The sequence below is a fragment of the Streptomyces sp. NPDC058239 genome (genome assembly GCF_042882185.1).
GTDB lineage: Bacteria > Actinomycetota > Actinomycetes > Streptomycetales > Streptomycetaceae > Streptomyces.
Genome location: NZ_JBHVWS010000033.1, coordinates 1 through 24,654, shown reverse-complemented (window position 1 = coordinate 24,654; position 24,654 = coordinate 1). Strand labels below are relative to the sequence as shown.

23 protein-coding genes and 1 pseudogene are annotated in these 24,654 nt (G+C 68.8%); 11 read left to right on the top strand and 13 right to left on the bottom strand.

The window, feature by feature from the left end:
- Positions 1-203: 203 nt before the first annotated feature.
- The 5 genes from ACFVYE_RS29270 to ACFVYE_RS29250 form a co-directional block, all read right to left on the bottom strand.
- A complete protein-coding gene (locus tag ACFVYE_RS29270) occupies positions 204-1,190 on the bottom strand; it encodes a TniQ family protein (protein WP_383959939.1) in 987 nt (328 codons plus the stop codon).
- 5 nt (positions 1,191-1,195) lie between these two features.
- Positions 1,196-2,248: an AAA family ATPase gene (locus ACFVYE_RS29265; RefSeq protein WP_383959940.1), complete on the bottom strand. Its 1,053-nt coding sequence runs from the start codon at positions 2,246-2,248 to the stop codon at positions 1,196-1,198.
- Positions 2,245-4,299: a Mu transposase C-terminal domain-containing protein gene (locus tag ACFVYE_RS29260; RefSeq protein ID WP_389607682.1), complete on the bottom strand. Its 2,055-nt coding sequence runs from the start codon at positions 4,297-4,299 to the stop codon at positions 2,245-2,247. The genes ACFVYE_RS29265 and ACFVYE_RS29260 overlap by 4 nt, the downstream gene beginning before the upstream one ends.
- Positions 4,293-5,042 (bottom strand): TnsA-like heteromeric transposase endonuclease subunit, encoded by a 750-nt coding sequence (locus ACFVYE_RS29255; RefSeq protein ID WP_383971345.1) that lies wholly within the window; start codon positions 5,040-5,042, stop codon positions 4,293-4,295. Before ACFVYE_RS29255 ends, ACFVYE_RS29260 begins: the two co-directional genes overlap by 7 nt.
- Before the next feature lie 166 nt (positions 5,043-5,208).
- Positions 5,209-6,693, bottom strand: a complete 1,485-nt coding sequence (locus ACFVYE_RS29250) for an ATP-dependent endonuclease (RefSeq protein ID WP_383971348.1) — start codon at positions 6,691-6,693, stop codon at positions 5,209-5,211.
- 441 nt (positions 6,694-7,134) lie between these two features.
- On the opposite strand from ACFVYE_RS29250, the gene ACFVYE_RS29245 reads away from it, so the two are divergent.
- The 3 genes from ACFVYE_RS29245 (at position 7,135) to ACFVYE_RS29235 (ending at position 8,757) form a co-directional block, all read left to right on the top strand.
- Positions 7,135-7,638 carry a helix-turn-helix domain-containing protein gene (locus tag ACFVYE_RS29245; RefSeq protein ID WP_383971351.1) on the top strand — a complete coding sequence of 168 codons (504 nt, stop codon included), beginning with the start codon at positions 7,135-7,137 and terminating at the stop codon, positions 7,636-7,638.
- A 27-nt stretch (positions 7,639-7,665) separates the two neighbouring features.
- Positions 7,666-8,298, top strand: coding sequence for a hypothetical protein (locus ACFVYE_RS29240; protein ID WP_383971355.1), 633 nt, complete (start codon positions 7,666-7,668; stop codon positions 8,296-8,298).
- A gap of 123 nt (positions 8,299-8,421) precedes the next feature.
- On the top strand, positions 8,422-8,757 hold the full coding sequence (locus ACFVYE_RS29235; protein WP_383971358.1) for a DUF2516 family protein: 336 nt from the start codon (positions 8,422-8,424) through the stop codon (positions 8,755-8,757).
- Here the strand turns inward: ACFVYE_RS29235 and ACFVYE_RS29230 are convergent.
- The 3 genes from ACFVYE_RS29230 to ACFVYE_RS29220 form a co-directional block, all read right to left on the bottom strand.
- Positions 8,739-10,103, bottom strand: coding sequence for a PP2C family protein-serine/threonine phosphatase (locus ACFVYE_RS29230; protein WP_383971361.1), 1,365 nt, complete (start codon positions 10,101-10,103; stop codon positions 8,739-8,741). The two genes, ACFVYE_RS29235 and ACFVYE_RS29230, sit on opposite strands and share 19 nt — an antisense overlap.
- A 330-nt stretch (positions 10,104-10,433) precedes the next feature.
- Positions 10,434-11,522 carry an NlpC/P60 family protein gene (locus tag ACFVYE_RS29225; RefSeq protein WP_383971363.1) on the bottom strand — a complete coding sequence of 363 codons (1,089 nt, stop codon included), beginning with the start codon at positions 11,520-11,522 and terminating at the stop codon, positions 10,434-10,436.
- Positions 11,523-11,741: 219 nt separating this feature from the next.
- Positions 11,742-12,533, bottom strand: a complete 792-nt coding sequence (locus ACFVYE_RS29220; RefSeq protein WP_383971366.1) for a class I SAM-dependent methyltransferase — start codon at positions 12,531-12,533, stop codon at positions 11,742-11,744.
- Positions 12,534-12,758: 225 nt separating this feature from the next.
- On the opposite strand from ACFVYE_RS29220, the gene mshA reads away from it, so the two are divergent.
- The 3 genes from mshA to ACFVYE_RS29205 all read left to right on the top strand — a co-directional run bounded on the left by mshA (position 12,759) and on the right by ACFVYE_RS29205 (position 16,541).
- A complete protein-coding gene (mshA, locus tag ACFVYE_RS29215; protein ID WP_383971368.1) occupies positions 12,759-14,111 on the top strand; it encodes a D-inositol-3-phosphate glycosyltransferase in 1,353 nt (450 codons plus the stop codon).
- The gene (locus ACFVYE_RS29210) at positions 14,104-14,622 is read left to right on the top strand and encodes a YbjN domain-containing protein (RefSeq protein WP_383971371.1); all 519 of its coding nucleotides are present in this window, start codon (positions 14,104-14,106) and stop codon (positions 14,620-14,622) included. Before mshA ends, ACFVYE_RS29210 begins: the two co-directional genes overlap by 8 nt.
- A 152-nt stretch (positions 14,623-14,774) precedes the next feature.
- Positions 14,775-16,541 (top strand): glycosyl hydrolase family 28-related protein, encoded by a 1,767-nt coding sequence (locus ACFVYE_RS29205; RefSeq protein WP_389607681.1) that lies wholly within the window; start codon positions 14,775-14,777, stop codon positions 16,539-16,541.
- A gap of 25 nt (positions 16,542-16,566) precedes the next feature.
- Here the strand turns inward: ACFVYE_RS29205 and ACFVYE_RS29200 are convergent, their stop codons facing one another.
- Positions 16,567-17,589 carry a phosphotransferase family protein gene (locus ACFVYE_RS29200; RefSeq protein WP_383971377.1) on the bottom strand — a complete coding sequence of 341 codons (1,023 nt, stop codon included), beginning with the start codon at positions 17,587-17,589 and terminating at the stop codon, positions 16,567-16,569.
- Between the two features lie 183 nt (positions 17,590-17,772).
- Between ACFVYE_RS29200 and ACFVYE_RS29195 the strand changes: the two genes are divergently transcribed.
- A complete protein-coding gene (locus ACFVYE_RS29195; protein ID WP_389607680.1) occupies positions 17,773-18,552 on the top strand; it encodes a hypothetical protein in 780 nt (259 codons plus the stop codon).
- Positions 18,553-18,723: 171 nt separating this feature from the next.
- Positions 18,724-19,071 carry an SCO0607 family lipoprotein gene (locus ACFVYE_RS29190; protein ID WP_383971383.1) on the top strand — a complete coding sequence of 116 codons (348 nt, stop codon included), beginning with the start codon at positions 18,724-18,726 and terminating at the stop codon, positions 19,069-19,071.
- A gap of 48 nt (positions 19,072-19,119) precedes the next feature.
- On the opposite strand, the gene ACFVYE_RS29185 is transcribed toward ACFVYE_RS29190, so the two are convergent.
- Entirely contained in the window at positions 19,120-19,362 is a 243-nt protein-coding gene (locus ACFVYE_RS29185; RefSeq protein ID WP_383971386.1) for a hypothetical protein, read from the bottom strand.
- Positions 19,359-19,607 (bottom strand): hypothetical protein, encoded by a 249-nt coding sequence (locus ACFVYE_RS29180; RefSeq protein WP_114245784.1) that lies wholly within the window; start codon positions 19,605-19,607, stop codon positions 19,359-19,361. The genes ACFVYE_RS29185 and ACFVYE_RS29180 overlap by 4 nt, the downstream gene beginning before the upstream one ends.
- A gap of 135 nt (positions 19,608-19,742) precedes the next feature.
- Here ACFVYE_RS29180 and ACFVYE_RS29175 point away from each other — a divergent pair, with 135 nt between their 5' ends.
- A complete protein-coding gene (locus ACFVYE_RS29175) occupies positions 19,743-20,387 on the top strand; it encodes a hypothetical protein (RefSeq protein WP_383971389.1) in 645 nt (214 codons plus the stop codon).
- Positions 20,388-20,630: 243 nt separating this feature from the next.
- Here the strand turns inward: ACFVYE_RS29175 and ACFVYE_RS29170 are convergent, their stop codons facing one another.
- Positions 20,631-20,921 carry a hypothetical protein gene (locus tag ACFVYE_RS29170; RefSeq protein ID WP_389607679.1) on the bottom strand — a complete coding sequence of 97 codons (291 nt, stop codon included), beginning with the start codon at positions 20,919-20,921 and terminating at the stop codon, positions 20,631-20,633.
- A 672-nt stretch (positions 20,922-21,593) separates the two neighbouring features.
- Between ACFVYE_RS29170 and ACFVYE_RS29165 the strand changes: the two are divergent.
- Positions 21,594-22,186 (top strand): annotated as a pseudogene (locus ACFVYE_RS29165) (tyrosine-type recombinase/integrase); the annotation flags it as partial.
- Between the two features lie 80 nt (positions 22,187-22,266).
- Here the strand turns inward: ACFVYE_RS29165 and ACFVYE_RS29160 are convergent.
- Positions 22,267-23,028, bottom strand: coding sequence for a phosphoglyceromutase (locus tag ACFVYE_RS29160; RefSeq protein ID WP_329836938.1), 762 nt, complete (start codon positions 23,026-23,028; stop codon positions 22,267-22,269).
- A 216-nt stretch (positions 23,029-23,244) separates the two neighbouring features.
- Between ACFVYE_RS29160 and ACFVYE_RS29155 the strand changes: the two genes are divergently transcribed.
- Entirely contained in the window at positions 23,245-24,585 is a 1,341-nt protein-coding gene (locus ACFVYE_RS29155) for an MDR family MFS transporter (protein WP_389607678.1), read from the top strand.
- The last annotated feature ends 69 nt before the right edge of the window (positions 24,586-24,654 follow it).

The following is a 24,654-nucleotide window of genomic DNA, read 5'->3' as shown; positions in this document are numbered from 1 at the left end:
GGTGATGCTCTGACCTGCGGTGCCTACTGTCCGTTCCCAGTAGAAGTGGCGGAGAGCGACGCCTCTGACCAGGGGCCCGTCAGTTGGAGCGGGACGCCGTGAGTCCTTGGTGTCCCAGCGCATGTGGTTGTGGGAATCCGGAGGATCGCTGGCCTCATGGTGTCCCAGCAGAACTGGCAGCGGGCGGTGCGGTTGACCTGTGCTCATCCAGCTTGGCTGGGACTTCGGATGACGGTGTGCGGTTCGTCTCTGCGTGAAAAGCGGACTCTGCCGCGGGGGTCGGTCCAGCGAAACAGGGGGTCGTTGTGGAAGGTCCGGCGTTCGGGCATGACGCGGAGCGTCGGAACGGAGAGCCGACGTTCGGCCTCGGCGAAAATGACGGCGATGGCATCGCGGTGATCTTCAACGCTGACGTGCCGGCCGGTGGGGACGCGGTGGGCCCGCCAGCGTGGATCAGCGAGGATTCCCAGGACGCTGACGAACTCGGGATAGGTCACGATGCGCTCCCATTCATCATGGCGTTGGCGGACCACGTCGCTGTAGCGTGGTTCCTTCCGAGGGAGCTGCACCAGCCGTTTCTGCCAACGCTTTTGAAGAGCTGGCTGGTAGTTCGTCATCAACCAGGAGCGGATGAGTTTCTCCGCCTCCTTCGTTGCCATGTCGATGGTGCCGGGGAAACGACGGACCAGCCCGAAGTGCTGGCGCTGTGCCTTGATCAGTCCGTCGAGATGGCCGACGTGGGGGTGGCATGCGCCGTCGAGCCAGATGGCGTGCTTGTTGCAGAGCCGAAGGCCCGGAGGCATGTGTGCGAGCACGGGCTCGTGGATGCCATGTCGCAGCATGCAGTGCCGACAGACGACGTAGAGGTCGTAGTGGGCGTGGACGGGCTCTCCGGCGCCGTTGGCGCGGGCGGCGAGACGGACGAAGGCGGGGAGGGAGCGTTGCAGCACTTCGATCGGGACGCCGGTCATGGTCGCCAGCCGCGGGAGTGCTGTTGGTGTCCAGCGTCGCAAGGCATCTGTGCGCCTGGTGAAAAAGGGGTTGCTGTGGGGAGATAGACACTGCCCGAGGCGGGCCGAACTCATCCGGTTCGCTGCGGCGAGGCGGTGCAGGTAAGAGCCCAGCACTTCGCCGTGGATGGGTTGAAGCGGGACGGGCAGGAGCCGGACGGGTTCTTCCCAGGGCTTCACGGAATTCAGGCCGCCTTCGTTCTGCGTGTCGGCTTCTTGGCGGCCTTCTTGGTCCTGGCCTGTTCGACGGTGTGGTCGAGCTCGACCGAGTCGAGGAGGCGCTTGGTGATTCTCTCGGCCCCGTTATCGATCGCTTCGATGGCCGCCTCCCGGATGAGCTGGGAGAGACTGCCGATCAGGCCGCTGGTGCGTTCGTGCAGGTAGGCGTCGAGCGCCAGGAGCGTGCCGGGGCGGTGGCGGTGCAGCCGCAGCGACTCCTCCAGTGTGCTGATCACTGCCTGCCATTCTTCTAGGTTTTGGCGGTTTCGCCGCCTGAAGGGCTGGGACGGGATGACGGAGTACCGGCCCGCGATCTGTGCTCCTCTCGTGCCCTGGAACAGGGTGCTGGTCTCGACTTCGAGCCCGGCCAGTACGAACGTCGCCGCGATCCGCTCGGACAGGTACTTGAGCTGGTCAGATGCCTCGGCTCCGTAGCGGGTGGTCAGGTCAAGATTGTGGATCTCGTCGACCAGAACCAGGGTGGTGCCGAGCTGGGCGAGCAGGTCGCAGACTGCGTTGGTGATCTGGACCTGGCTCATGCGGTGGAGCAAAGGGACACCGAGGAACCGGGCGAACTCCCCGGCGAGCATCTTCGGAGTCGCGGCCGGCGGGACGGTGACGAAGATGACCGGCAGCTGGCCGGTGGCGCCGGGGTTGCGGCGCCGGGTGAGCTGTTCGACGTTCTTGCCGAGCTGAGTGATCGCGGTGGTCTTGCCGGTGCCGGCCGAGCCGGACACGATCAGCCCGCGGCGGGCGGAGACCTGGTGACGGTTGAGCACGATCCGTTTGCGGCCGGTGGTGACGACCTTGCGGATCGTGGGGGTGGCGACGATGACAGAACTGGAGTGGTAGTCCTTCCGGGCTTCCTGGTAGGAGTCCAGTTCCTCCGCGTCCAGCTTGGTGCCCGGCGCCAGTGGCGGCGGAGGCTCGGGGCGTTCTTCGACGAAGGACCGCCAGCCTTCCTTCGTGGTCAGCGTTGCGTACGGGTTGCCGATGTCCGGCGGCAGTTCCTCGGTCACAAGCGGCTCCCGTCGGTGAAGGCATCGAAGACGCCGAAGGGGATGACGTTCGACGGTGTATCCGCCGTGGCTTCTTCCTCGTCCCACTCATCTGCCTCGTCGATCTCCGACGCTGGGGTAGGCAGGGCCGCAACGGGCCTGGGAGGCTCCAGGGCCGCCCGGGTACGGGCCGCGACACGGCGATCCGGCCCGGACTCCGCCCGGACCAGGAGCTGCTCGACCGCGGCCGCGACGGTGGCCTGGTCGGTGTCGTCCTGGCCTCGCAGCGCGAGCAGGTCACGGGCCCGGCGCCAGGTGAAGTCCGCGAACGGCGCGGAGATCAGATGCCGGTGCGTCCAGGGAACGGTGATCCACTCTCCGGTGCGGGCATCGCGTACCCAGACCTGGGACAGGTCGTAGGGGTCGTAGTGGACCTCCCAGAGACCGCCTTTCGCGTCCACTCCCGAAGGGCGGCGCCGCAGCGGGGCCAACTCCGGGCAGTTGTAGGTGCGATGGTCGATGCGGATTCCGTAATCGTTCACCGACCGCCAGACCGCCGGCAGCAATTCGAGGTAGTCGAGACCGCTCAGCGGCAGCGGGACGTAGCCGGTGCGGGCCACGAGCAGCGCGTACGCGTCGTTGGGTGACATCGACCGGGCAGGCAGGAACGGACTGCGAAGCCCGTCGTGCGGCCGCTGCTGCCAGCAGGCCACGATCCATTCCTGAAGAAGGTCGTCGAGTTCCCCGAGCGTCCATACCGCCTCGACACCCGCGCCGCGGCGGTCCGTGTTGGAGCCGGTATAGCCGGAAACATGCTGGCAGAGCAGGGTGTTGATGGAAGAGAACGTCCGCTCCACAATGGCCTTGTCCGTCGGAGTGGCGGGCCGCGAGGGCTGGACGGAGACGCCCAGCGACCGGCAAGCGGAGATGAACGTGTCGGAGACGAACACCTTGCCGTGATCGATGCCGATGGTTTCCGGGACGATCACCGGTTTCGCGGCGGCCTGCTCTAGCCGGGCGTCGATGTCCAGCAGCCGGGCGTGCGGGATCAGCGTCGCCGACAAGGCCAGGGCTTCGGGCCAGCCCGGCCGCAGCGGCTCGGGGACCAGCATCTTCGCCAGCAGCAGCGATGCGTCGACCGCCTTGGTGCCCGCTGGCCGCAGCACCGCCGCGCAGATCGTCCGGGTTGCCACATCGACGGCGATGGTCAGCTCCGGACGACCGCTCACCCCGTCCTCCAGGATCACCAGCACGTCCAGCGGAGTCGTGTCGATCTGCACCAGCTCGCCCGGCCGGCAGGCAGCGGACGGCGTGAACATCCCCTCGGGCCGCCGAGCTTGGGAGCGGCGGGAAGCAGCCGAACCGAAGGCGTGCGTGCCCGCGCTCACTGCCTCGACAAGCCGGTAGAACGTCGTCTTCGACGGCATCGGCACTACCCCGGCCCCATGCCGCTCGGCCAGCAGGGCCTCGACCCGGCGCCGCACCCGGCCTCGTGTCCCGGTCGACTCTTCCAGCTGCCCGGCCAGCACCTCCGCGACGGCTGCCACCATCCGCTCATCAGCCCGGCCCGTTGGCGAGGACAGACGGGTCTTGCGGTGATCAACCAGCCCCCAGACCCCTTGATCGCGGTAGCGGGCCCGCATCCGCTCGACCGTCCGCGCGCTCACAGTCCAGCCCAGGGCCCGCAACTCGGCGGCCTTCGTGGCGATCCGCTCCTCCAAGGTGTGCGCGGTCGGGTCGTACTCCGGCCGCGGCCCCGTCCCGGCTCCGACACCGCTCTGCCGCCCGGACTCCAGCTCCAGCAGATGCTGTTCCCAGGCGGCGGCCTTCTCCGCTTCCTGCGGCGGAACGGTGTCCAGCAACGCAAAGGGCGCCACCACCGGTGACCCGTCCCGCTGACCAAGGAACTCGAAGCCTTCGGTAGCCAGTAGGTGGGCCAGCAACACCAGACTTGCCCGACCAGCCTCGTCGGCCAGCCGCACCACCGTCCCCGACAACCCGACCACGGTGTGCAGCCGCTCATCGAGCCGGATCTGGTCGCCGACACGCAGCGCCGCCCGCTCGCTCACCACGCCTCCGCCCGCGACACCAGCGTCGTGTCGGTCAGCGGCTTCGAGAGGTCCACTCGCAGCCGCCCCTGCCAGAGCAGATGGAACACCGCTGGTAACACCGCAATCGGATCACCCAGCAGCGACGCCTGCCCCACCAACGGCGAGGGCACCGAGAACACCATCATCAGCCGCTCGGCCAACCCTGCGGCGGTCGCGTGCCGAGGGTGCCGATACCCCGCCAGCCAGCGGACATTGGCCATCCGGACCGGGTCCACCATCCCGACTACCCGATAGCCCCAGCCCATCGCTTCACACGCCAGCTGCGTCACCGCGAACTTGGCCGCCGACCGCTCGTCGACCCGGTCCAGAGGTCGGCAGTCCACCAGCAGCCCCCGGCCGTCCTCGAACCGTGCGAAGTAGTCCGGCGCGTGCGAGACCGCTCTGCCCTTGTCGTTCTGCCAGAACAGCCATAGCGGCTGCGACAGCAGCCCAGTCACCTCGGGTGTGAAGTCCAGCAGCATCGCGTGATCCCGCTCCAGCCACGACTCGAACCCCACGTGCCCGCCCGTCGTGGCCGACCAGTACAGGCCCGGGAAGTTCCGCTGACCGCGGTACGACGGGAACCCGCGTACCGGCAGCCCCGCCTCGAACTCCACCGATGCCGCCTCGGCCAGCGGACGCCGGTGCTCGCCACCGGCGTCCCGCCAGCCGACCTCGAACCCGTTCACCCCTGGCACGGCGGTATCCGCCAGACCCAGCTTCATGTGGACCACTGTCCAGAATCACCGGGACCCCGCCAGATCTTTCGGGATGAAACCGCTCGTGTGAGTGATCTCAGGCAAGGCCGGCTCCGAGTCATCTGTCAGCCATGTGTGGCACCGATCCGCGTTCGTGAAGTCGAGGCAGATGTTGTTGGGTGACCGGCTCTATTCACCTTTTAGGGACGAGATCACCGAGATTGCCGACAAGGGTGGTGATTTCATCTGGACGCTCCTGTGCCCAGATAGCGAGGAAGGCGTTGGCAACGACCATTCCCGCTGTGAAGTCCAGGTCCTCACCGATCTGCTCGAAAACGACATGACGGTCACGGTTAGTCAGGGCTCGATCGCGGACCACTTGCTTGACGCGCTCCTGTGCGCTGGTCGGGAGCTGCATGGAGACCGTGAGCCTTGCCGCGACGTGCTCCAGCCGATCCAGTACGACGTCGAAGATATGAGCCTCCGGATCCCCTTGACCGGGCAGAGCGAAGATCCGACGATCGGGATCTGCCTTGCCTGCTTGATCCCCATCGACGAGGCAGACGGAAGGGAAACTGGAAGTCGGGTCAAAATTGTGCTGTTCGTTGACCTTGATCGCCGGGTCAGCTCCCCCCATTCCATGGATTTTGACCGCATCGAGTTCGATCCCGCCGTGATAACGCAACGCGGTTGTGACCATGAGTTCGGCAAACGCGTCTTCAACGAAGATTGCAAGTTTGGCGTCGATCTGGCCGGTGATGGTCCGAAGCGCCTTGATGTCCAGCTTCCCCTGGAGTACCTCACCATTGTAGGCAGCCCAAATAGCCTTGGAAGGCAGTGGATCCAAGGCGTCGTTGCTGTGCGTCGTGAAGACCACTTGGCACGACTTGCGCACGGCGACATCGATCAAGTACTCAACGATTCGGCGCGTCGCAATGGGGTGTAGTCCGTTCTCGATCTCCTCAATCAAAATCATGGCTCCGTCGGGAGCTTCCTCGATTGCGGAGACGATTCGGATCACGCTGGCTTCGCCAGCCCCGAAGTGAAATTCGGAATACTCGCTGCCGTCGGAGTTTCGGGCTGCGAACATAGTCGCCCTTCCCTGCGCATCGACCGAGAGGCGATTGCAGCCCTGCATTTCCTTGGCGAGGATTTTCTCCACTGCATCGACTACTGGAGACGAGAGCGCTACCTCGTCTTCGGCGACGAACTTGTTACCCACGGCCTTGACGAGTTCTCTGCGCTCGGTGGCGGGCACTGTGCGCGATACGCCGAAGAGAAGCACGGGCCGATCGATTGCCTTACGGTTCCACTTCAGCTGCGGGAAGCTCGCCGTCCGCTGGAGGGGGAGGCGGGGATTGAGCTTCTTGTCGATCAGCTCGTACTCGATGACCCAGTCCTTCATGCTGGCGTCATATCGGCCGCTCTTGGCGAAGAAGTCGCCCGGCGCGATGTTCTTGTAGGCGATGCCAGCGGCGCCAAGGATGGTCGTCTTGCCGCCACCGTTGGGCCCCACGACCGCCGTGACGGGGAAGTCGAAGCTGACAACCCGATCGTTGAACCCGCGCACTCGTTTCAGCGTGACCCGGCGCAGGTAAGCCCCGTAGTTGGCCGAGGCGACCTTCTCTTCGAGGCGCCGGATGTCGCCCTCGCGGATCTCGCTGCGGAAGTCGTCCATGGATGCCTGTCCCCTGTTCACGATGGTCCACTGTGGCCGTGAGCGCGCGAGGCGGCTACCGTCTCGCGCGGATATTGGGACAGTGTACTCGCGCTGCGCGCGCAGAAGCCTGTTGTTCGCGCCGGAAGGCTCCTGGGTGGGCTGTGGCCGCCGCCTGCCCGACGGGCCGCGAGTGTGCTCGACCTGCCCGCGCTGGGGCGGAAGGGTTCGGGAGGTGGTCGTCCACTCGCTGAGGTGGATGCTCCGTTGCGAAGTGAGTCGGCAGCGCCAGATCGGGTGGGAACTCGCCAATCCGTCCGCCGGGTTCCCCGGGACTCCGCCACCTCCGCCGGGAAGGGACACCTACGGTTGAGGACGAGCCACAGGGCCATGCGAGTGGTGTGGCGCACTTTTGCAAGCAGGTGCTTGCAAAAGTTAGCAAGGGTGGCGCACCATCGACGTATGGCATCACTCAACGTCGGCAATCTCGGTGAGTATCTGCGCGAGCAGCGGCGCAATGCGCAGCTGTCGCTGCGGCAGCTCGCCGATGCCGCCGGGGTGTCCAATCCCTACCTCAGCCAGATCGAGCGCGGGCTGCGCAAGCCGAGCGCCGAGGTGTTGCAGCAGGTCGCCAAGGCGCTGCGGATCTCCGCCGAGACCCTTTACGTACGGGCCGGGATTCTGGATGAGCGGGAGCGGGAGGAGCTGGAGACGCGGGCGGTGATCCTGGCCGATCCGTCCATAAACGAGCGGCAGAAGAATGTTCTGCTGCAGATCTACGACTCCTTCCGCAAGGAGAACGGGTTCGAGCCCGGACCGGAATCCGGCGCCGAAGCCGGATCGGCGACCGGCGGCGAGTCCGGATCGGGGGCCGGTGCGGACGGCCGCCGAGGTGCCGACGGTCCCCGCACGGCCGGCGGCAGCGATGCCGGCACAGCTTCAAAGCCTTCAAAACCCTCACACTGAGTCTGATGATCCGGGAGGACCACAGTCATGGCCATCACCGATGACCTGCGCAAGACCCTCACCGACCCGACCCCCCTCTACTTCGCCGCCGGTACGGCCGATATCGCCGTCGAGCAGGCGCGCAAGGTCCCGGCGCTGATCGAGCAGCTGCGTGCCGAGGCGCCGGAGCGTATCGAGGCCGTGCGCAACACCGACCCCAAGGCCGTGCAGGAGAAGGTGACCTCGCAGGCCAAGGAGGCGCAGGCCACCGTGCAGGCCAAGGTCACCGAGGTGATCGGGTCGTTCGACAGTGATCTGCGGAAGCTGGGCGAGAGCGCCCAGGACCTGGCGCTGCGCAGTCTGGGCGTGGCCGCGGAGTACGCGGTGCGGGCCCGGGAGACGTACGAGAAGGTCGCCGAGCGCGGCGAGCAGACCGTGAAGACCTGGCGTGGTGAGACGGCCGACGAGATCGTCGAGATCGCCGTCGTCGTCGAGCCGCGCAAGGAGTCCAAGCCGGCAGGCACCGCGAAGACGGAGCCTGCCGCCAAGCCGGGGCCGGCAAAGGCGTCGCCCGCCCCGAAGACCGTCAAGCCGGAGAGCAAGGCCCCGGCCGCGCCCGCCAAGAAGGCGCCCCTGCGCAAGCCCGTCGCGAAGAAGACCATTCCGCCGACCGCGAAGTAGGGCCTGCGGCGCACAGTCGGAGTGTGTACCGGGGCGCGGGGCGGGCACCTTTCGGGGTGCCCGGCGCGTTGTCCCGGTACCTTGGCCGCGAGGCGCTCATCCATTTATTAGGCGGTGCACACCATGTTGCTCACAGGATTCAGCACACTCGTCTGGCTGCTCTACATGGTCATGCTCGTCCTGGCCGTGGTCGCACTGTTCATGGCCGCGACGGCCCGTGAGGACGCCTACCGGGCCGCGGACAAGCAGAAGAAGTCCTTCTGGCTGATCATCCTCGGTATCACCGTCGCCGTGAATCTCTTCGTGCCGATGCTGTTCCTGCAGCTTGCGGGCGCGGTCGCGTCCATCGTCTTCCTGGTGGACGTACGGCCCGCGCTGAAGGCGGTCTCGGGCGGCGGCGGCCGGCGCGGTGGCTCCAGCAGCGACGGGCCGTACGGGCCCTACAACGGCGGGCGTTGAGCGTTCGCAGGGTTTGCGGGGGCCGTGGGTGATGCCGGTTCAGGGCGGGGGCGCGGGATGCTCCGGCCCCGGTTGGCGTTCGGGCCCCGCCGGCGGATGTGTTCCTGGTCGCGGTCGAGCAGCAGGACCGCGACGTCGTCGGTCAGTTCGCCGCCGTTCAGCTCCCGCACCTGGGTGACCGCGGCCTCCAGGAGATCCTCGCCGGTGAGCCCCTGATCCAGCTGGCGGTTGATCATCGCGACCATGCCGTCCTGGCCGAGGCGCTGAGTGCCGTCCGGCCCCACGCGTCCCTCGATCAGCCCGTCCGTGTACATCATCAGGCTCCAGGAGCCGCCGAGATCCACCTGACGGCGAGGCCAGCGGGCACGCGGCAGCAGACCCAGAGCCGGGCCGCCGTCCTCGTACGGGAGAAGGTGCGCGGCCCGTCCGTGCCGGGCGATCAGCGGGGCGGGGTGGCCCGCCAGGCAGAGGCCGGCGCGTCGGCCGTCGGGGGTGATGTCGACGGTGCAGAGCGTCGCGAAGATCTCCTCGCTCTCCCGCTCGTGCTCCAGGACCTGCTGGAGCGTGGAGAGCAGTTCGTCGCCGCAGAGCCCGGCCAGCGTCAACGCCCGCCAGGCGATGCGCAGTTCGACGCCGAGCGCCGCTTCGTCCGGGCCGTGCCCGCAGACGTCGCCGATCATCACGTGGACGGTGCCGTCGGGCGTACGGACCGTGTCGTAGAAGTCCCCGCCGAGCAGTGCGCGGCTGCGGCCGGGGCGGTAGCGGGCCGCGAAGCGCAGATCGGAGCCTTCGAGCAGCGGGGTGGGGAGCAGGCCGCGTTCGAGGCGGGCGTTCTCCTGGGCGCGCAGCCGGGACTCGGTGAGCTGGTGCTGGGCGACGTCGGCGCGCTTGCGTTCGACGGCGTAACGGATGGCGCGGCTGAGCAGCCGTCCGTCGAGTTCGCCGCGGAAGAGGTAGTCCTGGGCGCCGACCCGTACCGCCTCGGCGGCCAGCTCGGCGTCGTCCTCCGCCGTGAGGGCGAGGACGGCGTGGCGCGGGGCGATCCGCAGGACGTGCTTGAGGGTGGCGAGCTCGTCGGCCCCTTCGGTGGGGGCGGAGCGGGCCTCGCTGCCGGTCGGCAGGGCCAGGTCCAGCAGGATGCAGTCCACGTCGTCCGTGAGGAGCCGGCCCGCCTCGGTCAGGTTGCGGGCGGTGCGGATACGGACCCGCGTGCCGGCTGCGGCCGGGAGCTCGGGGACGGTGAAGGTGCCCGCCGGGTCGTCCTCGATCACCAGGAGGGTGAGGTGGGCGCTGTGGGAGGTCTCCGCAGCGGAAACGGCGCGCTGCTGCGGTACGGGTACGGGCATCGGTTCGGGTTTCCTTCCCTCCCCCCGAGGGCGCGGCGGAACGACGATCGACGACCCGCCAGACGGGGACGATAGCGGTCCGCGGTGGGGGAACGGAATGGCGTTCCGCAATCGCCCGCTGTCATATGCACCGCCATAAGCCGCTTCAGGTCACGGATCCGGCGAGATGTGTGGGGGTGGGGGCGGAAGCCGGGCATGACAAAGGTCACGCGGGGTGGCGGGGGGCGGGTGGTGCGGGTCACTCCCGTGGGGGTGCCGTGGGGCGTTCCCGGCGGGCACTCTGTCGTCGATCGCCGAACGGGCTCGATCCGCCCGTCCGGGCAGTGCCCACTACTTGTCCGGGCGGACCACGCCGAGGATCTGCATCGAGCCCGCGCCCGCCAGGGTGACGTTCCGGCCGGGGCGGGGGGCGTGGATGATGGCGCCGTCGCCGATGTACATGCCCACGTGGCTGGCGTCGCCGTGGTAGATGATCAGGTCGCCGGGGCGCATGTCCTTGATGGCGATGTGGGGCAGCAGCCGCCACTGCTCCTGCGAGGTGCGCGGGATCGGCCGGCCCGCCGCCGCCCAGGCCTGTGATGTCAGCCCCGAGCAGTCGTACGAACGGGGGCCCTCGGCTCCCCAGACGTACGGCTTGCCGATCTGCTCGGTCGCGAAGGCCACCGCCTTCTTACCGCTCGCACTCGCCTCGCGGTTGATGTCCTTCAGGGCGCCGGAGCTGAGCCAGGCCGTCTGCAGCTTGTACTCGGCCTCCTGCTCCAGCTTGAGCAGGCGGGCCCGCTCCTTCTTCTCCAGCTGGTCTTCCAGCTTCTTCGCCGCGGCGATCTGCGCGTTGATCTTCTTCTTGGCCTGGGCCTGCTTGAGACGGTTGGCTTCGAGCTTCTGCCAGTTGGTGCTCGCGTCCTGGGTGTACGTCTCCAGGTCCTGCTGGGTCCTGGTCAGTTCGCCGAGGACTCCCTGGGCGGCCTGCTGGCCCTCCCTGACCCGGCTCACCCCGTCGAGGAAAAGCTGCGGGTCGTCGCTGAGCATCAGCTGGGCACCGGACGGCAGTCCGCCGGTGCGGTACTGCTCGCGGGCCTGGGCGCCGGCCTGGTTCTTGAGCTCGGCGATCTTCGACTGGCCCTCGACGATGGCCCTGGCCAGCTTCACGATCTCGCCGGACTGCTTCTTGGCCCGCTCCTCGGCGAGGTTGTACGCGTCGGTGGCAGCCCCGGCCTTGCGGTAGAGGGCGTCGATCTCCTCGCGTACCTCTTCGAGGCTCTTCTTCGGCGTCTTCGACCCGGAACCGGACCGGGTGTCGGGCTGTGTCGCCGAGGGGGAGGGGGGTGCGGGCGCGGCGAAAGCCTGGACCGGCGCGGTGATTAAGGTCAGCGCGCAGACCAGAGTGATCGCGGCTGCGGCAACGTGACGTCGGTTCACGAGATCCCCCTCCGAATGAATCTGATTTACCGTCAGTAACTTTTTGCCGATGACGAGATCGTGCCATGCCGTACCGAAAAGCAACAGAGGCACACACCTGCTGTCCTGACGGTCACACGGGTCGACCGGCGTCCCGGGAATCGCTCCCCATTGTCCTGACGAACGATGCCCTGTCCGCGTTCCCGCCCGTCTCCCCGCATGCGGGCTCGGCGGGTCTGTTCAGTACGTGTTGGGCTGTCGGTTGGGCTGGAGGGCGGTCCACTTCACCGTGACTTCGCCCTGGCGCCACCGCCGCACCCCGTCCGCCAGCGGCCAGTCGCCCGACAGCGCCCGCACCGCCGCGATCCAGCGCTGCCGGGCACCCAGTGACGCGTACGGGGCTGCCGCGGCCCACGCCCGGTCGAAGTCCCGCAGGAACGCATGGACCGGTTCGCCCGGCACATTGCGGTGGATCAGCGCCTTGGGGAGACGTTCCGCGAGGTCGGAGGGGCGGTCCAGGGAGGCGAGCCGGGTCGCGAACGTCACCGTGCGCGGGCCCTCCGGGCCGAGCGCCACCCATACGTGCCGGCGCCCGATCTCGTCGCAGGTGCCCTCCACCAGCAGTCCGCCCGGCGCCAGACGCGCGCACAGCCGCTGCCAGACCGCGGCGACCTCGCCCTCGTCGTACTGGCGCAGCACATTCGCCGCCCGGATGAGATCGGGGCGCTCGGGGAGCGGGATCTCGAAGCCGCCGTGCAGAAAGGTGAGGCCCTCGCGTTCGTACGGTTTCGCCGCCGCGACCCGCTCCGGGTCGATCTCGATGCCGACCACCGTCGTGCGCGGCTCGGCGGTACGCAGGCGCTGCAGCAACTCGACGGCGGTCCAGGGTGCGGCGCCGTATCCGAGGTCGACGGCGACGGGGGTGTCGGCGCGGCGCAGGGCCGGGCCGTGGGTGGCGGCGATCCAGCGGTCCATGCGGCGGAGCCGGTTCGGGTTGGTGGTCCCGCGGGTCGCGGTGCCGATGGGGCGCATGACAGCGAGCGTAACGATCTCACGGGGGCGGAAGGCGGCGCGGGTGCCCGGCCCCGGTCCGGCCCGGTGGGCGGCGCGGGGTGCCCGGCCCCCGACCAGGCATGCGGCCCCGTCACTGCAATGATTTGGTAAAGCGGAAATGAAAGGAGAGATTCCGCTGTTGCAGCCCCCGAAGGGGCTCAGGTCCCTTCGGTGCCATGCCCTGAGTGAGGAGGACCGGACGACGTGAGTCAGTACGTCTCCCGGCTCGGCAGCAGCCGTGTCGCGCCGCGCCTCAGGTTCCCCGCCGCCTTCCCCGGCGGTCACCGCAAACCTCGCCGCATCGCGATGCTCTCCGTGCACACCTCGCCCCTGCATCAGCCGGGCACGGGTGACGCGGGCGGCATGAACGTCTACATCGTGGAGCTGGCCAAGCGCCTCGCCGCGATCAATATCGAGGTCGAGATCTTCACCCGGTCCACCACCGGCGCGCTGCCCCCGACGGTCGACCTGGCCCCGGGTGTCCTGGTCCGGCATGTTGACGCGGGGCCGTACGAGGGTCTGGCCAAGGAGGAGCTGCCCGCCCAGCTCTGTGCCTTCACGCACGGCGTCATGCAGGCATGGGCCGGCCAGCGCCCCGGCTACTACGACCTGGTCCACTCCCACTACTGGCTCTCCGGTCATGTCGGGTGGCTCGCCGCCCAGCGCTGGGGCGTCCCGCTCGTCCACGCCATGCACACCATGGCGAAGGTCAAGAACGCGGCGCTCGCGGAGGGCGACACCCCCGAGCCCGCCGCCCGCGTCATCGGCGAGACCCAGATCGTCAGCGCGGCCGACCGGCTGATCGCGAACACCGCCGAGGAAGCGGACGAGCTGATCCGCTTCTACGAGGCCGATCCCGGCTCCGTCGCCGTGGTGCACCCCGGGGTCAATCTCGACCGCTTCCGCCCCGCCGACGGGCGCGCCGCGGCGCGGGCGCGCCTCGGACTGCCGAAGGACGCCCTGATTCCGCTCTTTGCGGGCCGCATCCAGCCGCTGAAGGCCCCGGACGTGCTGCTGCGGGCCGTCGCCGTACTGCTGGACCGCGACCCCTCGCTGCGTCGCCGGATGGTCGTACCGGTCGTCGGCGGCCCGAGCGGCAGCGGGCTCGCCAAACCGGAGGGGCTGCAGAAGCTGGCGGCGCGGCTGGGCATCGCCGATGTCGTACGGTTCCAGCCGCCGGTCGGGCAGGACCAGCTCGCCGACTGGTTCCGGGCCGCGTCCGTGCTGGTCATGCCCTCGTACAGCGAGTCCTTCGGCCTGGTCGCCATCGAGGCCCAGGCGGCGGGCACCCCGGTCGTCGCGGCGGCCGTGGGCGGTCTTCCGGTGGCGGTGCGGGACGGGGTCAGCGGCTTCCTGATACCCGGGCACGACCCACAGGCGTACGCGCAGGCGCTGGGCCGGTTCGCCGAGGCGCCGGAGCTGGTCGCCCGTATGGGTACGGCGGCCGCCGCGCACGCCCGGGGTTTCGGCTGGGACACCGCCGCGTCCGCGACCGCCGACGTGTACACGGCCGCGATGCACGAACACCGCCGTCGCGTACGCTCGCACCATGGCTGACGTACCCGATGAAGCGGTGACGACGCAGGTCGCGCAGGTCATCGAGGCGACCCTGAAGGACGCCGAGCTCGAATGGGAGAGCCCCGAACCCGGCAGCTACGTCGTCAAGCTGCCCGGCACGCGGAAGCTGTCCACCACCTGCTCGCTGCGCGTCGGCAAGCACTCGCTCTCTCTCAACGCCTTCGTCGTCCGTCACCCGGACGAGAACGACGCGGCGGTGCACCGCTGGCTGCTGGAGCGCAACCTCCGCCTCTTCGGCGTGAGTTACGCCATCGACCGGCTCGGCGACATCTATCTGGTCGGCAAGCTGCCGCTCTCCGTGGTCACCCCGCAGGAGCTGGACCGGCTGCTCGGCACGGTCCTCGAAGCGGCCGACGGCTCGTTCAACACCTTGCTGGAGCTGGGCTTCGCGAGCGCGATCCGCAAGGAGTACGAGTGGCGGGTGTCGCGCGGCGAGTCCACGCGGAACCTGGACGCGTTCACACATCTGACCCAACGCCCCGCCCGCTGACCTCCGGGCCGAGTCTCAGCCGACCGGGCCGAGGCTCGATCGACTGGCTCAACTGACCGGCCTCCTCTGGAGATTCCCCGGTGCACGACTCTTTCGCCGTGCCGGGGCGCCGTGGCATGCTCGCCGCCGACGCAGATATGAACGTCGTTCACATGCATGAAAGGCGGCTCGGATTCATGGCGACCATGGGGAACATCAGCAGACGTGGACTGCTCGGCAGCGCTGTGGCCGTCGCCGCAGCGGCGGCCACCGGCATCATCGGCAGCGGTACGGCATCCGCCGCGAGCCGGTCGACTGCGGCCGGCACCGCCACCGGCACCGCGACCGGGCAGGCGTCCGCGGCCGGCGGCCTGCGTGCCACCCCCCTCTGGCGGGAGTTCGCCGCCGCTCCCTTCACCCACCCGCAGGTCCCCTTCATCGGCCGGGCCGGATACCGGGGCGGCTGTGACCTGCCCCGTCGTACGGGCCGCGGTTTCGTCGCCGACGTCCTGCACTACGGAGCGAAGCCGGACAACTCCACCGACTCCGCCCCCGCGATCAACCGTGCCATCGCCGCTGCCGGAGAGCGTGGCGGTGGCACGGTGCTCATCCCCGCAGGCACGTACCGCATCGACGACATCATCCGGATCGGCCACAGCAATGTGGTGGTGCGCGGTGCGGGCAGCGGGCGCACCAAGCTGTACGCGACCAAGAACCTCACCGAGCTGATCGGTGTGTACGGCAGCCGCTACGGCGGCGACAAGTCCAGCTGGTCGTGGGCCGGCGGCCTCATCTGGCTCTGCCCGAAGGACCGTTGGGCCTCCCTCACCGACGCGATCAGGGCCAAGGCCTGGCCTTTCGAGGGCTGGACCGGCAACAGGCGCGACGAGTGGCAGACCCTGACCACCGTCGCCCCCGCCGTCCGGGGCGACCGGTCCATCACCGTCGAGTCCACGAAGAACCTGAAGCGCGGCGGACTCGTACTGCTCCGCCTCGCCGACGACGCCGACCACTCGCTCCTGGAGCACATGGCGGGGGGCGGCCCCGGCCCCGAGGCGTACTACTGGGACGACAAGACCAAGCTGACCTCGTACGTCCCCTACGAGTGGCCGGTCCGCGTCACCTCCGTACACGGCCACAGGGTCACGCTGGAGCGCCCGCTTCCGCTCGACATCCGCCCCGAGTGGGACCCGCGCCTGACCACCCTCGCCGCCCCGCTCACCGGCTCCGGCGTCGAGGGCCTCACGCTCGAAGCGGTCGAGACCCCGCAGTCGCAGCATCTGCTCGACAAGGGGTACAACGGGGTCGCGTTCCAGTGCGCGTACGACTGCTGGGCCGACGACATCACCGTCCGCCATGTCGACAACGGCTTCGGGCTGATCGGTGCGTCCGCCTGCACCCTGCGCCGTACGCGGGTCGAGGGCCGCGGCTCCCACCACCCGTACTACTGCCGCGAGGGCTCGCACGACAACCTCATCGAGGACTTCGCCATCGCTCAGCGGACCGTCCCGGCGCCCGCCGGAACGCAGCTGCACGGCATCAACGTCGAGGGCCTGTCCAGTTACAACGTCTGGTCGCGTGGCGTGATGGAGATGGGGACGTTCGACTCCCACCGGGGCATGCCGTTCGCCAACGTCCGTACCGACATCACCGTGAACAACAACGGGCGCCACGGCGGCGACGCGAGCGCTGGGCCGCTCTTCGGCGCCCGCTTCACCCACTGGAACATCCGGGTGACCAACGGCCGGGCCGGCCTGATGCGGATCGACGGGCTCGCCCCGTACAGCGCCACGGTCGGCGTCAGCGAGGTGACGGAGTTCGACCAGATCGACGTCCCCGACTTCACCGGCGATCTGCACACCCGGCTGGAGGCGTACGGCACACCGGAAGCGGTGTGGCCGCCGAACCTCCACGCGGCGCAGCGGGTACTGGCCGGCTGACGGGCAGGGCGCTGCGGGCCGGTGGTCAGTCCCGTGCCCGCAGTGCCGCTTCCACGTCCACCAGAGCCGATTCGAGCTGCGGACCGACTTCCTTCCACACCCAGTCGAGGTGCTCCTGGGGAACGCGGCGCGGAACGGTCTCCACCAGCATGATCAGGTAGAGGTAGCAGCGGTAGAGTGCGAGCCGCAGCCGCACGGATGCGTCGAACACCAACGGCTGCCCGCTCCCGCTCCCGTACCCGGCGAGGAAGTCCTCGTCCTCCTCCATGTTCGCGAACAGGGCGAGCGATACGAAGTCGGCGACCGGGTCGCCCCAGAACATCCGCTCACCGTCGATGATCCCGCCGATGGTGCACGCGCCGGGCTCCCCGTCGACGAGCAGGTTGCCCTGCCACAGGTCGAAGTGGACCAGGGCGGGCCGGGTGACGTCGCCGAGTACGGGCGAGGCTGCGGCGATCAGCGCGCGGATATCGGCTGCAGGGCGCGGCAGCCGGGCACGGTAGGTGTCCGCGTCGGCGAGTACGGCGTCCGTCATCGCTGTGAACGCCTGCCGCCAGGTCGGGGCCAACGGGCCCAACGCCCCGGCCGGATAGCCGAATCCGCCGGGGCCCGTGACGGAGTGCAGCCGGGCGACGATCCGCCCCAGCTCGTTCCTGAGCCGGCGCTCCTCGGCGTCGGACAGGACGCGGTCGCCCGCGGCGCCGGCGATGTCGTACCAGGGCCGACCCGGGCAGGCAGACATGATCACGTACGGGCCGGTCGGGGCGCGCGGGTCGAGTTCGCTGTGCAGGACGCGGGGGACTGCCGCCGACTCGCCCGCGCAGGTGTAGAACTCGACCTCGTTGACCAGCAGATCGCGCTCGTAACTCATCAGGGTTCCGTCGGTAGTGGGCGGCGGTATCTTCACCACCCAGTCGCTGCCGTCGGTGAGACTCACCCGGGTGACGGTGTTGAACGTGCCTCCGGCGAGGGGTGCGACTGCGGCGATGCGGTCCTCCGTCACGCCAACGGACCGGAGAACGGCCGCGGTTGTGTCATCTGGCTGCATGGGATGAATTGCCCCTTTGCGTCGGTGTTCGATCCGGCTTGCGGCGACGGACGGCGTCTTCACGGGATGATCACGGCGCCATCACGATCACATCCCGTGCCCTATTTGATTGATCGTCAAACCATCTGTCGCTCATAGAGTGAGCAAAACCCGAAGACCCAGCTCAGAGAGACGGACCGGACCATGCGATCCACCGCCATACGCCGTACCGCCGTTGCCGCCACTGCGGTGTCCCTGGCCCTGCTCGTCACCGCATGCGGCGGCTCGGACTCCGGTTCCGGCGACAAGGGGGCGGATGCCAAGGGCAAGGAGTCCGCCGCCGCGAACCCGGCTGCCAAGGCGCTGACCGCCGCCGAGCTGGAGAAGGCGGCGCTGGCCAAGGGCGACGTCAAGGGGCACAAGATCTCCAAGGCCGCGGCCAAGGACGTGATCTCCGGTGACGACATCAAGGTCGAGAAGGAGGTCTGTGCCCCGTTCGTCGACGCGCTGATGGGGGCGCAGGTCGGTGAGCCCGCGGCGTTCACCAAGCGGACGGTCGTCAGCGAGCCCAAGAAGGGCAGCCAGGACGGCGCGGATGCCGAAGACGCTTTCAAGGCGGCGTTCGACATCACGACGACGCAGCTGGCCCTCGGCTCGTACGACGGCAAGGGCGCGGAGGAGTCGGTCGCCTCGCTGCGCACCGCCGCCACCGACTGCGCAGGAGGGTTCGACTTCACGGCTGCCGGTGAGAAGCAGAAGGTCAGCAAGATCACCGAGGAGCAGGTCAAGGGCGGGGAGGACGCGGCCGCCTGGACGGTGCAGTTGGAACAGGACGGCGAGAAGATCGAGTTCAAGCTCGTGGCCATGCGCCAGGGCCCCTCGTTCGCCTCGTTCTCCTCGATGAACCTGGCCGCGATGGGCGGGGGCGAGGACTTCGAGCTGCCGACCGCGGTGGTCGAGGCCCAGGCCGCGAAGCTGGCATAGGAGCCGGCCCCGGCTCTGTGCGTCCCTCGTGGCGGCGGTCCTGCGCCGGTTGTCCGGCGCCGTGTCCGTGGAACACGTACGCAGCCCGACGCGTGTGAGTACACGTACTCATGATCGGCGTCCCACCTTCCGGGCAGGCTGGTCGTACCAACCACCCAGAGGGAGCCAACCGTGCACAGGATCAGCCGACTTGACCGATCGGCGCCCGCGAGGAGCGGGCGCCGTCCGAGCCGGTCCGCGGTGGGCCTCGCCCTGGCCTCCGTGACCGTGGCGCTGCTGACCGCGGGCTGCTCGATGGAGGAAGCGATCTGCGGCGGCGGCGAATATCCGGTCCTGGTCGTCGGGGACGCCGGATCGGCGTGCGCGCCCAACGACGAGGCACCACCGAAGGGTTACGCCCGGTATCCGAAGGGCAAGGTTCCCGAGCATGTGGGCGACAAGTGGGACAAGTACTGGGAGACCCACACCGTCGACGAGAACGGCAAGGCCATCGACATCCCCGCCGAATCCGGTGAGTGAGGCAGAACCGCTCGGGCGCCCGGGGAATCTCCTCGGTCCGGTGCTGGTTCAGGGCAGCGGGACGAGCCTCACCACGGTGACGATCAGCACGGACCCGGAGACGTAATAGAGCACGATCGCCCCGGCGACCGTCGCCTCGCGGCGGTCGCGCTCGCTCTTGACGGCCGACGACCCGTGCCCGTACGGGTCGAGGCCCAGGGTGCGTGCCATCTCGTCCCGGAAGACCTCGCCGTAGCGCATCTTGGCCAGGGTGTCGTCGGCCGGCGGGGCGTAGGAGATGCGGAAGCTCAAGCGACGGTCCGCCTCTCGGCCTCGTCCTGCGCCAGTCGGTCCAGGATCTTCTCGGCCTCCGGATCGGGTACGGCCTCCAGCATCCAGTGCCGCATGACCGCCTGGATCTCGCTCACACCGGCGTCGTTGATGGCGCGGTCGAACTCCTCACGTCTCTCCTCGGGCAGGGTGGCCCGGATGTCCGGAATGCTGTTGGGCACGTCGACTTCGGCGCCGCCGACGAAGGTCTTCAGGGGCTCGCCCATGATTGCTCTCCCCGCTCTCCTTGCTCTCTCCGCACGGCCCGCCCGATCGGCTCCGCTCGTGCACAGGCCGGTACTTGGGCCACCGTAGTGCCAGGGGCGGTGACGGACGCGGAACCCGCGCGATACGTTCGCTCCGTGACGGGAACATCGTGGGACATATTGCTGATCGGTGGAGCGTCCGGCATCGGCAAGAGCCGGGTCGCCGTGCAACTGGCCGCTGAGGCAGAAGGGTTCATGGTCGAATTCGACGACGTCGTCAGCGCCGTCGAGGCCATGACGACGGCCGAACACCACCCCGCTCTCCATCACTTCGATGACATCCCCGACACCGCGCAACTCGCCATCGAGCAGGTGCTGGATCTGCAGATCGCCACCGCCAGAGCCCTGGAGCCCGCGGTGCTGGGGGTCGTGCGCAACCGCCTGACCGTCGACGTCCCCGCCGTGATCGAGGGCGACTACCTCACCCCGGCCGCCGCCGCGGCGGCGATCCGCGAGGGCCGGACGGCGGGCCGCCGCGTGCGGGCGGTGTTCCTGCACGAGGAGGACCCGGACCGGATCACCGCCAACTACGCCTCCCGGGAGCCCGGCAGCGGGGAACAGCGGCATCGGGCGCAGGTCAGCGCGGAGTACTCGCGATGGCTGGGCGACCAGGCCCGCCTGCATGCTCTGCCGGTGGTCGCCTGCCGCCCGTGGGACTCGCTTGCGGTGCGCATCGGGCGGGCGTTGGGTGCGGAGGGGGAGCGGCAGGAGCGGGAGCTGTCCGAGATACCGGGGGCGTGACGAGCGGGCTTGGGCCCTGGCGTACAGGTGGAGCGCGCGGTGCAGCCACGCAGCCGCCGACCGGGCGTCAGGCAGGGGGCTTGTTGTCGACGTACTTCTTCTTCTTGCCCTGGGTCTTGCGATTGATCTTGGCAACCTGGGTTTTCGCAGCTCCGGGAGCTCATCGGCTGCGGCCGACGGGTCGTCATTGGTCATCATTGGCTGCCCGTGAGTGACCTCGCACGGCCCAGAGACGGCCCGTACTCAATCGCGAGCCCAGTCGAAAGGCATCGGCGCATCCTGCGGGATCACCCAAGGGCGGGGATAGCGAGCCCGACAAACGGTGCAGCGCGCGACGAACGGACCGATCTCCGGGTTCGTGAGAACGCTGTAGTGGCTGGAGGGCTGAGCCGGGAGCATGTGCCCGTTCGCCGTCGTCTCCAAGCCGGGCCACTCCGGCGAGCATTGGCATGGGCGCTGTACCGCGAACAGGTTGCCGTCAGAGGTCTTGGCCGTGCTCTTGAAGAGCTTGGCGAAGTTCTTTCGTATCGACACGACGGCGGCCTCCCCTTCACTGTGCCCGATTCTCGGGCCTCCAGACAGTAACCGAGGCGGGTGGAGTCTCAATGGCCGAGGCAAACGAGATGCCTCTTCCGTCAGGCTGAGGCCCCGGATCGGCCCCAGGGCTTGAACCTGTGGCCTCATCCTTATCAGGTCGGTCCATGGGCACCTCGCACCATGGCCAATGGGGTCCCGTGCTGCATCTACCTGCTCGGCGAATTCGCCGGGATTCGCCGACGATCGGGCCCGTTGGTGTCAGCCGCTGATGTCATCGCCAGATGGACCCGTTCAGGACGCCGGTGTTCGTACGTACCCGATGGCGACGAGTCCCACTCCGATGACAGCGGCACTCGGGGACCAGAATGCGCCCCACACAAGCAGGAGGGCTCCTGCGCCCCACACCCTTGGCCTCCTGACGTACCGTTGTAGCCAGCGGCCGGGAACTCGTCCGAAGATCAGCGCATGGATGCCGAGTACGGCACCCGTCAGCGCAAGCGCGATCGCTACGAACAGCGCGCCGAGCACCATAGCCCCCAAAGTCGCTCCCACGGTCCACCCCCTTGACGCCACCCCTCGACAACTGGCCCAGTGTGGCAGAGGGAGCGACCGCCCAACCTGGCGCACCGAAGTCGGTTGTGTCTCAGTGGTTGAGGTGCCAGCGTTCGCTGCGGGCTGCGACAAGGGGAGATCCTGGGCGTCGCCGTTGACGCGATCGACTTCGAGTCGGACACGCTGCACGTCGTCCAGCAACTCAAGCTCAGCCGCAGCAAACCGGTCTTCGCATCGCCCAAGGGCGGCAAGCTCCGCGACGTCCCGCTCCCGGCCCCGTCGCTGAATCGCTGCGGGCCCACATGAACCGTTTCCCGCCGGTCGAGATCACGCTGCCGTGGAAGGTCGCGGACGGACCGCTTGTGACTAAGCGCCTCGTCTTCTTCGGTCCGCGCGGTGGCCACGTCTGGCGTACGTCCCTCAACGACGAAGCGTGGAAGCCCTCGTTGGCTGCTGTCGGCATCATCCCGGTCCCCGAACGGGGCAAGCCGTATGCCGAGTCGCGAGAGAGCGGAATGCATGCACTGCGCCACTTTTGCGCCTCGGTGCTCCTGGACGCGGGGGAGAACGTCAAGGCCCTCGCGGAGTACCTCGGTCACTCGGACCCCGGGCTGACGCTCCGCGTGTACGCGCACCTGATGCCCTCCAGCCAGGAACGCACGCGCTCGGCTGTGGCCGCTGTCTTCGCTACGGCCCGATCGAGCACCTGACGGCCCAGCGACGGCCCCAGCGCAAAAACAAGCCCCCTACTCGCGGATAAACCGCAGGTAGGGGGCTTGTCTTGGTCGCGTTACTTCTTCTTGCCCTGGTTCTTCACGGCCTCGATGGCGGCCTTCGCCGCGTCCGGGTCGAGGTACGTGCCGCCCGGCTTGATCGGGCGGAAGTCGGCGTCCAGCTCGTAGGCGAGCGGGATGCCGGTCGGGATGTTCAGGCCCGCGATGTCGGCGTCGGAGATGCCGTCGAGGTGCTTGACCAGGGCGCGGAGGCTGTTGCCGTGGGCGGCGACCAGGACCGTGCGGCCGGCCAGGAGGTCCGGGACGATGCCGTCGTACCAGTACGGCAGCATGCGGACGACGACGTCCTTGAGGCACTCGGTGCGCGGGCGCAGCTCCGGCGGGATCGTCGCGTAGCGCGGGTCGTCGCTCTGGGAGAACTCGGTGCCGTCCTCGAGGGCGGGCGGCGGGGTGTCGTACGAGCGGCGCCAGAGCATGAACTGCTCCTCGCCGAACTCGGCGAGCGTCTGCGCCTTGTCCTTGCCCTGCAGGGCGCCGTAGTGGCGCTCGTTCAGCCGCCAGGAGCGGTGGACGGGGATCCAGTGGCGGTCCGCGGATTCCAGCGCGAGCTGCGCGGTGCGGATGGCGCGCTTCTGGAGGGAGGTGTGCAGGACATCGGGGAGCAGGCCGGCGTCCTTGATCAGCTCACCGCCGCGGACTGCCTCCTTCTCGCCCTTCTCTGTGAGGTTGACGTCCACCCAACCGGTGAACAGGTTCTTCGCGTTCCATTCGCTCTCGCCGTGGCGGAGGAGGATCAGCTTGTACGGTGCGTCGGCCATGGGTCCGAGCGTAATCGAAGCCGTGCGGGCGTCGTGCGGCCGGTCACAAGGCGGACAGGTGGGGGCAGGAGGGGTGCGCGGGGGAGCCGGGGCCGGGACGATTGACGGCCGGCGTCAATTGACTGGCGGACCGGAAACCGGGATTCGTAATGTTCGGATAGCCGACGGGCCTCTTACCGTCGGGGTCCGTTCCGTACTTCCCTGGGGGGATTCCGTATGTCTGTCGCCGGTCTCAGACGGGCCGCACGCGAATCCGTGTCCGGTCTCCCCAGGGAGTTCTGGTGGCTGTGGACCAGCACTCTGGTCAACCGCCTCGGGGCGTTCGTCGCCACCTTCATGGCGCTCTACCTGACCCTCGACCGGGGTTACTCCGCCTCGTACGCCGGTCTGGTCGCCGCGCTGCACGGGCTCGGCGGGGTCGTCTCCTCGCTCGGGGCGGGGGTGATGACCGACCGGCTGGGCCGCCGGCCCACCATGCTCATCGCGCAGACCTCGACCGCCGTGTCCGTGGCCGTGCTCGGGTTCATGGTCCATCCGGTGGCGATCGCGGCCGTCGCCTTCGTCGTCGGTATGGCCAGCAACGCCTCGCGGCCCGCCGTGCAGGCCATGATGGCCGACATCGTCAGGCCCGAGGACCGGGTGCGGGCCTTCTCGCTCAACTACTGGGCGATCAATCTGGGCTTCGCCGTCTCCTCGGCCGGGGCCGGGTTCGTCGCCGAGTACAGCTATCTCGCCGGGTTCCTCGGCGAGGCCGTGATGACGCTCGTCTGCGCCTTCGTCGTCTTCATGAAGGTGCCCGAGTCACGGCCGGAGAAGTCGGCGCCGGCCGGGCACGCGGTCACCGGCGCCGACGAGGTCCGGCTCTCCACCGTGCTGCGCGACGGGCGGTTCATGAGCGTCGTCGGGCTGTCCTTCGTCATCGCCCTGATCTTCCAGCAGGGGTATGTGGGGCTGCCGGTGGCCATGGGGGCGGACGGGTTCTCCAGCTCCGACTTCGGCACAGCCGTCGCCGTCAACGGTGTGCTGATCGTGGTGCTCCAGATCCCGGTCACCCGCTTCATCCAGCACCGTGATCCGCGCCGTCTGCTCATCGTGTCGTCGCTGCTGGCGGGGTACGGATTCGGGCTCACCGCGTTCGCCGGTTCGGTCGCCGTGTACGCGCTGACCATCTGCGTCTGGACGGTTGCCGAGATCGTCAACTCGCCCGTCCAGACCGGTCTGGTGGTCCGGCTCTCGCCCGCTCAGGGCCGCGGCCGCTACCAGGGCATGTACACGATGTCCTGGTCCGCGGCGGCGCTGGTCGCACCGCTGATGTCGGGTGTGGTGATCGACCGGTTCGGGGCCCAGTGGCTGTGGGGGACGTGTGGGGTCCTGGGTACCGGGGCCGCGCTCGGGTACTGGCTGCTGATGCGGAATCTGCCGGGGGAGGACGGGGCGGCCTCCGAGGGCAGCCGGGTGGCGGAGAGCGGCCGGACGGTGAAGGGAAGTGGCCGGGATGCGGGGGATGCCGTCCCGGTCGGTCCCGGGGCCGACGCCGGGGCCGGGCCTTCCGCCTAGGGGACGCGCGGACGCCGCCCGGCACCACCTCCGCACACGATAGGAGCCCCGCGCGGAGCGGACTGCTAC